We start from the raw sequence: 7,074 nt of genomic DNA on the forward strand, positions 1-7,074 counted from the left end.
CCACTGCATCAAGGCACGCGGTCTCGTCCGCCATGACCACCGCATGGCCCCAGGACAGAACCCCGGCCTGCAACCCCTCAAGAGTGCGCGGCAACGTGGTGGTCACGGCGTGGGCGGTCGCCAGAAATGAGGACGCCGCCCGCGGACCCAAAGCCAGCACGCACCCGATCTCCGCAACCGCCGCCATCTCCTGCGCCCGCACCGGCACATCCGGCCCGGCAACCACCTCTGCGGTGTCCGCGTACGTCACCGCAGCCTTCGCCTTCAAACCCGCGATCCCGGCCTCAACTTCCCTGGACCGGGCAAGAATATCCAGGCACCCATCCGCCAAACCAGCCAACGGATCAGCCACAGAAAACGGCAACGCCCCCTGCCCGTCCACCTCCGCATTCAACACGGCAAGGGCAGCCCGGATATCCCCGAACGCCTTCACCACCGCCGCTTTCCCCATAAAAACATCATGGCAAGGGGGTACGACAATTAGGGTCGGCTCGGGAGCACTGGCCTGTCGTACCCACGTTTTGGGGATGCAGGCCTTGCTCCGGTACCCTATTGAGGTTGGTGACGTGTCCGAGCGGCCGAAGGTGCAACACTCGAAATGTTGTTTGGTGTAAAAGCCAACGTGGGTTCAAATCCCACCGTCACCGCCAGGTAGAAAGGCCCTGCTTCCCTTGTGAAAAGGGAAGCAGGGCCTTTCTCATTCCGCACGGAATGAGCACAGCTCCTCCGGGAAGGCCACCACGACTTGACGGAACAGCGATCTGCCGGCGGCGGATGCGTCAGCGCGTCGGATCGATCATCGTCATCCCCGCGACATTGGCGGTATCAAGCCGTGGCAGCATGTCGGCGGCCTCGGCCAGCCCAATCACGCGTTCGATCAACTTCTGCGGTTCAAGCGCACCCGACTCAATCAGGGCGAGCATCCCGGGGTAGTCCGCCGCGGCCATTCCGTGGCTTCCAAAGACGTCCAGTTCCCACGCGATCACGCGCGCCATGGGCACACGGGGGTGGCCTTCCACCGGCGGCAGGAGCCCGATCTGGACGTGCCGGCCCCGGCGGCGCAAGCTCAAGAGCGCATCCGCGCACGTCAGCTCACTGCCGACGGCGTCAATGGAGACGTGGCTTCCTCCCGTGAGGGCGTGCACCTGCGCCGGGATATCTGAACCGTCTGCTGCCAGAACGTGGTCCGCACCGAGGGACTCCGCCACCTCCAAGGCAGCTGGGTGCCGGTCGACGGCGATAACCTTTCCACCGAGTGCTTTGGCGATCATGACGGCGCTGAGCCCTACGCCGCCTGCCCCTACAACGGTGACCCATTCGTTGGCAGTGAGGCGGGCCCGGCCGGTGAGTGCACGGTAAGCGGTGGCGAACCGGCACCCCAGGCTGGCGGCTGCCTCGAAGCTGACCCCATCGGGAATCGCCACGAGATTGGTGTCCGCTGCATGGATCACGACTTGCCCGGCAAAAGAACCCCAATGCGTAAAACCTGGCTGTTGCTGCTCCGGGCAAACCTGCGCGTTGCCCGCGAGGCACCACTCGCAGGCTCCGCAGCCCTCGACGAACGGTGCTGTGACCCTGTCGCCGACCGTCCACTTCGCCACTCCTGGACCGACACTGACAACGACGCCGGCGAACTCGTGGCCCGGGACGTGCGGCAGCTCAATATCGTCGTGCCCGGCCCAGGCATGCCAGTCGCTGCGGCACAGCCCCGTGGCAACCACGCCGATGACGACGCCGCCCACCGGAACCTCCGGCTCTTCAACCTCCCGGACAGCCAGCGGTCCTGCTATCTGGTCCATGACAATCGCGCGCACATGACCTCCATATATCCGCCTCGTCCCGCTCACATCCATGAGGGGGTTCGGGCGACATCTTCGCACGGGGCTCCACGCGGTGAAAAACCTCGCCAGCGTCATGCCCGGGCCGGGCGGTGATGCCGGGGGCCGCCGTCGGGCATATCCCAAACCGCGCGGCAGTTAGAGAATCCGCTGGTACATGCGGTGATCCTGCCACTGGCCGGCTATCCGGAGGTAGGCCCGCGCCGTGCCGTAGGCCTCAAAACCGTTTTTTTCCAGCACTCTTTGGGATGCGACATTATGCACCAGGGTGCCTGCTTCGAGGCGGTGGAGGCCGAGCCCGTCTTTAGCGATGTCCACCGCCGCGGCCAGCGCCGCCGTCATGAGCCCCCTGCCCTGGACAGCCGGGGAGATCCAGTAGCCGACGTGGGCATTCTGGAATGAACCCCGCACGATCGAACTGAGAGTCAGGAGGCCCAGGATGCCTTCATCGCCGCTCAACACCATGGAAAGCGCTGCGCCTGAATCAAGGTCAGCCTGCCGTCGCCTGATCAGCTCACGCTGTCCCTCGACGGTATAGAACTCCTCCGCCCTGACCGGCTCCCAGGGGGCGAGGTGGGACCGGTTCGCCTGGAACGCCAAAGCCAGCGCCCCTGCATCCCCCATCTGGACGGGACGCAGAACAATGCCGCCAGCGAGTTCACAAGAGAAGTCCACTGATTCACACTACACAGCCGGAAAACGGCCGGACCTCACAATCACCCGCGGCCCGCTCCTGGCCCAAATGTCGTGCTGATCAGGCAGAATGGGCCTCGATTGGTCAAAATACGAGGTCTCAATGAGAATCCGGGACGGGAATGAACGAGTTCTTTACTGCCGCTTTTGAAAAGGGCGTGCTGCAGCTGCAGTGGAAACCGGAAGTATTCATCACGTACGACATTGCCGTTCAGGCTGCCCGGGTCCTGGAAAACCTCAGTGGCGGACGTCTCCTGCCACTTCTCGTTGATCTCGCGGCAGTTGCGGGATTGACGCCGGAAGCCAGGGCAGGCATGAACGCCTACCGCGGGTTCTCGGCCGTGGCCCTCGTTGGGGATGGCCCCATGGGTAAGGTTGTGGCCGCCTTTTCCCAGCGGTCCCTGACTCCCACCGCATACTTCACCAACGCACCCGAGGCCCTCCATTGGCTGTTGGAGCAGGGCAGCCGGACCGGCACGCCAGGCAGGGCGCAGCCCACGGAGCACTGAGGGCTCCGCGGTCACTCCGGCGTCGACGGCGGGTGCCTCCTGCGCGCCCCGCCCTCCGCGCGTTCTTTGATGCCCACGAGCATGGCACGGTCCATGACGAGGTAGCCGGGCCGAAGGAGGAAATCCATCAGGCGAAGACCGACTGGCCGGCCGGGGCCAGAACGCGTCCGGAGCAGCAGCCTGGTCCCCGCGTCACCCGCATCGCGGAGGACAAACTGCCATGTCCCGGTGACAGTCCCCGGCGCTGCACCAGGGCTCAAGTCCAGGACCAGATGCCGCCCGCTCTCCATGCCCACCACACGCGGCCCGCGGCGCCCTCCCGGATAGCCATCCGGGGTGAAGGCAACGACGTCTCCCACCTGCAGGTCCTGCCACTCCGGATGGATGCGGTCCGCATTCTCAACGCCCAAATGGAGCAGCCAGTTCTCCACCCACGTGTAGGAATACAAGCCCGCACGGTCCACCCCCATCTGCAGGAGCCACGGCCAGACTTCGTCCGGAGGGGCAGACACGGTCACTGCCATGGTCTGGACTTCATCGGGACGGGGAATCAACTCGTCGCCGGGAAGAGGCATCGACCTTTCCGGCGCATCGGTCCCCAGACCCCCAGTGCACGTGGCAGGACCAGGTGCGTGCAAAGCCCTGCAGCGGCCACAGCGCCGAGAAGCCCGGGCAACGGCGTGCGTGTCCAGATGCCTGCGCGGCTTCCACTCTTTAGCGTCGCTGTGGGGGCCTGGACACGTGACGTCACACTGCTCATGGCTGGCTCCTTCGGATCCGGGACTTGTGGAGCCTACCTGCCGGGTATTCGTAACCACAGAGTCCAAAGCCCCGCGTGGGGAAATGCGGAACCTGCAGCGTGACATCCGGCCACGGCGCTTGACGCCACATCCGCGCACACGCTAGAAAGTAAGCAGCCTTATTATTTGTCGATTCTGCAAAGAGCTCTGCAAAAGGGAGGACATGCCGTGAGTGACAAGCCAGGAAACCAGACGCCGAACACACCCGATGTGAGTGAAACCGAACTGCGCAAGATGAAAGTGGACGAACTCCGCCAGGAGGCCAAGGAAGAGCACATCACCGGCGCTTCCGGAATGCGCAAGGAAGAACTGGTGAAGGAGGTGGCCCAGAGCCGGCAGGAAGGCGCGGATCATGGCCGAGTCGACGCAGGCGCTGATGGCGCGGAAGGCCTGGGCGCCGGGCCTGACGGCGGCAAGATCCGCTACGGCGATGATTCATCCAAGTCGCTGAAGTACTCGCAGGAAATCACCTCAACCGAGGAGGAACCCGAACGCGAAGGCCGAAGCCTGGCAACCACGCACCACGAGGTCATCAGGCAGTGGGCGGAAGAACGCGGCGGCGTTCCCGCAACAGTCGACGGCACGGAACGCGGGGACCACCTGGGCGTGCTGCGCATCGACTTCCGCGACAAGGACGCGAACCTTCGCGAAGTCAGCTGGGAGGAGTGGTTCAAGACGTTTGACGACCGTCGGCTCAACTTCATCTATCAGGAACAGCGGTCCGATGGAAGGCAGTCCAACTTCTTCCGGCTGGAGAACCCGGAGCGTGAAGACGCGTAGGACCTCCCAGGCCTGAGGCACGAAGGAGGCGCCGCCGCTGACAGCGGTGGCGCCTCCTTCAGTACCGCCCTAATGCCAATACTGCCTTACAGCCGGGTGTCGAAGGATCCGCAGAACACGTTGTCGTTGAACGTACCCTGGAACTCCGATTTGCCCTGGATCTTCTCCACCGCAGCCCGGATGGCTTCCCGCGTCCCGGCATGCGCGTGGATAGCCGTTTTAACCATGGGCACGTCGATCAGGTGGTTCGGCTGGTTCAGGGAAACGAACACGGTGGGGACCTCCGTGACGTACCACGGGATTTCCGCGGCCATCGGGGAAGACCACTTGATCCGGATGGCGGCCTCCTGGGCAAAGCCCTTCACGTTGGCAAAGACAAACGCCGCGTCGTACTTCTCCGCGTAGTCCCCCGTAGCCTCCTCGGAGATGATCGACATGAAGTTCACGCCGGTCTCCCCCGCGGCCTCGCGCTGCCCAGCGGTCCGGAAGAGGTGCACCTCGAAACCGGCGGCTTCCAGTTCCTCCTTGACCACCTCCAGGTAGGCCAGCGGGTCGGCGCGGGTGAAATCGGACCCGCCGGAGATCCCGTAAAGGCGGATCCGGGGATGGGTCCGCGGAGTGATGGGCAGGTTGCCGGCGGTGTCCTTGACCAGCGTCACCGTTTTGTCCGCGATCTCCGCAGCCACCTTACGATGCTCGGCCGATCCAATGACGGCAAGCGCCTCGGCGGGCGGCACCAGTTGGTCTGCAGCCTTGAGGTGCAGGGCCAGGGACGCCTTCAGCCCGAGAATCCGCCGAAGCGCATCGTGGAGCCGCTGCTCGGTGATGATCCCGGACTTGTACCCGTCCAGCATGTACTGGAAGTCCTCGGCCGGGTTCCGGAAGAACAGGAACATGTCGCAACCGGCGGCGATTGTGGCAGGCACCAGGTCTTTGCGTTTCTTCGCCTGCGTCAGGCCCACCATCTGCGAGGCGTCCGTGAGCACCAGCCCATTGAAGCCGAGTTCGCCGCGCAGCAGGTCCTGCAGCAGTTCCGGGGACAAGGTGGCGGGAAGGATCTCAGCATCGGAGAGGCCTGGCCGGAAATGCCGGGAAACCTCCGGCGCCCCAATGTGGCCCACCATGATGGACTGCACGCCGTGCGCAATCATCTCCCGGTACACGTGGCCGTACGTCCGGTTCCACTCCTCGTAAGGGAGGGTGTTGTAGGAGGTGACCACGTGCTGGTCGCGCTCGTCAATCCCGTCGCCCGGGAAGTGCTTCATGGCGCAGGCCGTAGGCGATTCGCTGATGCCGTCGAAGTATTCCTTGGCGCGTTCCACCACGATTTCCGGGGTGTTGCCGAAAGAACGCGTGGAAATGACGGTGTTCCGCCAGTTGTAGTGGATATCCACGATCGGCGCGAACGCCCAGTTGCACCCCAGTGCCGCAGTCTCCACCCCGGCCACCTGCCCCATTTGCCGGGCAATGGTCTTGTCCGGGTGCGAGCCTGCCTGGAGGTGCGTCGAGACGAAAGTGCCGTCGTCGCAGCTGCCGGCTCCGCCCATCTCCGGGTTGGACGCGATCAGCAGCGGAATCCGGGTCCTGGACTGCGCATAGCGGATGTGTTCCTGCACTGCAGCGGACGGACCCGGGCGGTACCGCATGCCGCCCACGTGGTAGTTTTCCAGCACGCCATCGAGGTACTCGGGTGAGTAGTCGTTGTTGTGGTTGATGAACAGCTGCCCGATCTTTTCCTCGAGCGTCATGGCGCCAAGGGTGCCCTCCACCCAGGCGATGGCATCGGCGTCGAGGTTGAACGGGGCGGCGGCAAGGTCGACGTCGAACTGCCGGGGAGCAGTGCCCTGCGCTGCCTTGGGTGAAGGTACGACGGCGGCGATCCCCTTGAGTGCCTGGGCCACCACGTCCGGAACGGGCGCGGCGATGTCCACCACTACGCCGCGCTCGTCCTCCTGCAGCGGTTCCAGGGTGGCGAGCTGGGAGTCCAGCAGCGCCGGTGGCATGAAGTGCCCGGTGCGGCCTTCCGTCCGCGCCTTCAAGACCTCTTTGCTGCCATTGAGGTGCAGGAAGATCGTGTCCGGTTCCTGTTTCCGGATGGCGTCGCGGTAGCTGCGACGAAGGGCGGAACAGGCCAGGACCAGTCCGCCATCGCCCGCCTTGGCCAACTCCGCGCCCACGGTGGCGAGCCAGGGCCAGCGGTCCTCGTCCGTGAGCGGGGTGCCGGCTGCCATTTTGGCCACGTTCTCCACGGGGTGGAGGGAGTCGCCGTCGAGGAACGGGACGCCCAGTTCCCGGGCCACAAGGTCTCCAATAGTGGACTTGCCGCAGCCGGAGACGCCCATGACGATGATCTGCTGTTTAGTCATTGTTTGATTCCTTGACAGTCGTGGCCTGTTTTACCAGTCATGCCTCACCAGTCATGCACGGTGCCGTCGACGAGGCGGTTGTAGGGCA

6 protein-coding genes, 1 tRNA gene and 1 pseudogene are annotated in these 7,074 nt (G+C 64.5%); 3 read left to right on the top strand and 5 right to left on the bottom strand.

Translation table 11 applies throughout. From position 1 onward, the window contains the following. A pseudogene (locus ACR65J_RS20885) lies at positions 1-436 on the bottom strand (HNH endonuclease signature motif containing protein); the annotation flags it as partial. A gap of 124 nt (positions 437-560) precedes the next feature. Here ACR65J_RS20885 and ACR65J_RS20890 point away from each other — a divergent pair. Next, positions 561-650 (top strand) — tRNA-Ser (locus ACR65J_RS20890). Between the two features lie 129 nt (positions 651-779). Here the strand turns inward: ACR65J_RS20890 and ACR65J_RS20895 are convergent. Both ACR65J_RS20895 and ACR65J_RS20900 read right to left on the bottom strand, forming a co-directional pair. After that, complete coding sequence (locus ACR65J_RS20895) at positions 780-1,814, bottom strand: zinc-binding dehydrogenase (RefSeq protein ID WP_440172701.1); 1,035 nt, start codon at positions 1,812-1,814, stop codon at positions 780-782. A 162-nt stretch (positions 1,815-1,976) separates the two neighbouring features. Then, complete coding sequence (locus tag ACR65J_RS20900; RefSeq protein WP_440172702.1) at positions 1,977-2,513, bottom strand: GNAT family N-acetyltransferase; 537 nt, start codon at positions 2,511-2,513, stop codon at positions 1,977-1,979. A gap of 140 nt (positions 2,514-2,653) precedes the next feature. Between ACR65J_RS20900 and ACR65J_RS20905 the strand changes: the two genes are divergently transcribed. Next, positions 2,654-3,040 carry a DUF7793 family protein gene (locus ACR65J_RS20905; protein WP_440172704.1) on the top strand — a complete coding sequence of 129 codons (387 nt, stop codon included), beginning with the start codon at positions 2,654-2,656 and terminating at the stop codon, positions 3,038-3,040. 11 nt (positions 3,041-3,051) lie between these two features. On the opposite strand, the gene ACR65J_RS20910 is transcribed toward ACR65J_RS20905, so the two are convergent. Beyond that, complete coding sequence (locus ACR65J_RS20910; protein WP_440172706.1) at positions 3,052-3,615, bottom strand: SRPBCC family protein; 564 nt, start codon at positions 3,613-3,615, stop codon at positions 3,052-3,054. Between the two features lie 393 nt (positions 3,616-4,008). Here ACR65J_RS20910 and ACR65J_RS20915 point away from each other — a divergent pair, with 393 nt between their 5' ends. Beyond that, entirely contained in the window at positions 4,009-4,620 is a 612-nt protein-coding gene (locus tag ACR65J_RS20915; protein ID WP_440172708.1) for a Rho termination factor N-terminal domain-containing protein, read from the top strand. Positions 4,621-4,706: 86 nt separating this feature from the next. On the opposite strand, the gene ACR65J_RS20920 is transcribed toward ACR65J_RS20915, so the two are convergent. Next, on the bottom strand, positions 4,707-6,986 hold the full coding sequence (locus tag ACR65J_RS20920) for a gluconokinase, GntK/IdnK-type (protein ID WP_440172709.1): 2,280 nt from the start codon (positions 6,984-6,986) through the stop codon (positions 4,707-4,709). Positions 6,987-7,074: the final 88 nt, after the last annotated feature.

The organism is Arthrobacter sp. SAFR-044 (assembly GCF_059414985.1).

What these genes read in the sequence shown, in the direction of transcription:
- ACR65J_RS20905 (WP_440172704.1), top strand. Translation starts at nt 2,654, where the DNA reads ATGAACGAGTTCTTTACTGCCGCTTTTGAAAAGGGCGTGCTGCAGCTG.
- ACR65J_RS20910 (WP_440172706.1), bottom strand. Translation starts at nt 3,615, where the DNA reads ATGCCTCTTCCCGGCGACGAGTTGATTCCCCGTCCCGATGAAGTCCAG.
- ACR65J_RS20920 (WP_440172709.1), bottom strand. Translation starts at nt 6,986, where the DNA reads ATGACTAAACAGCAGATCATCGTCATGGGCGTCTCCGGCTGCGGCAAG.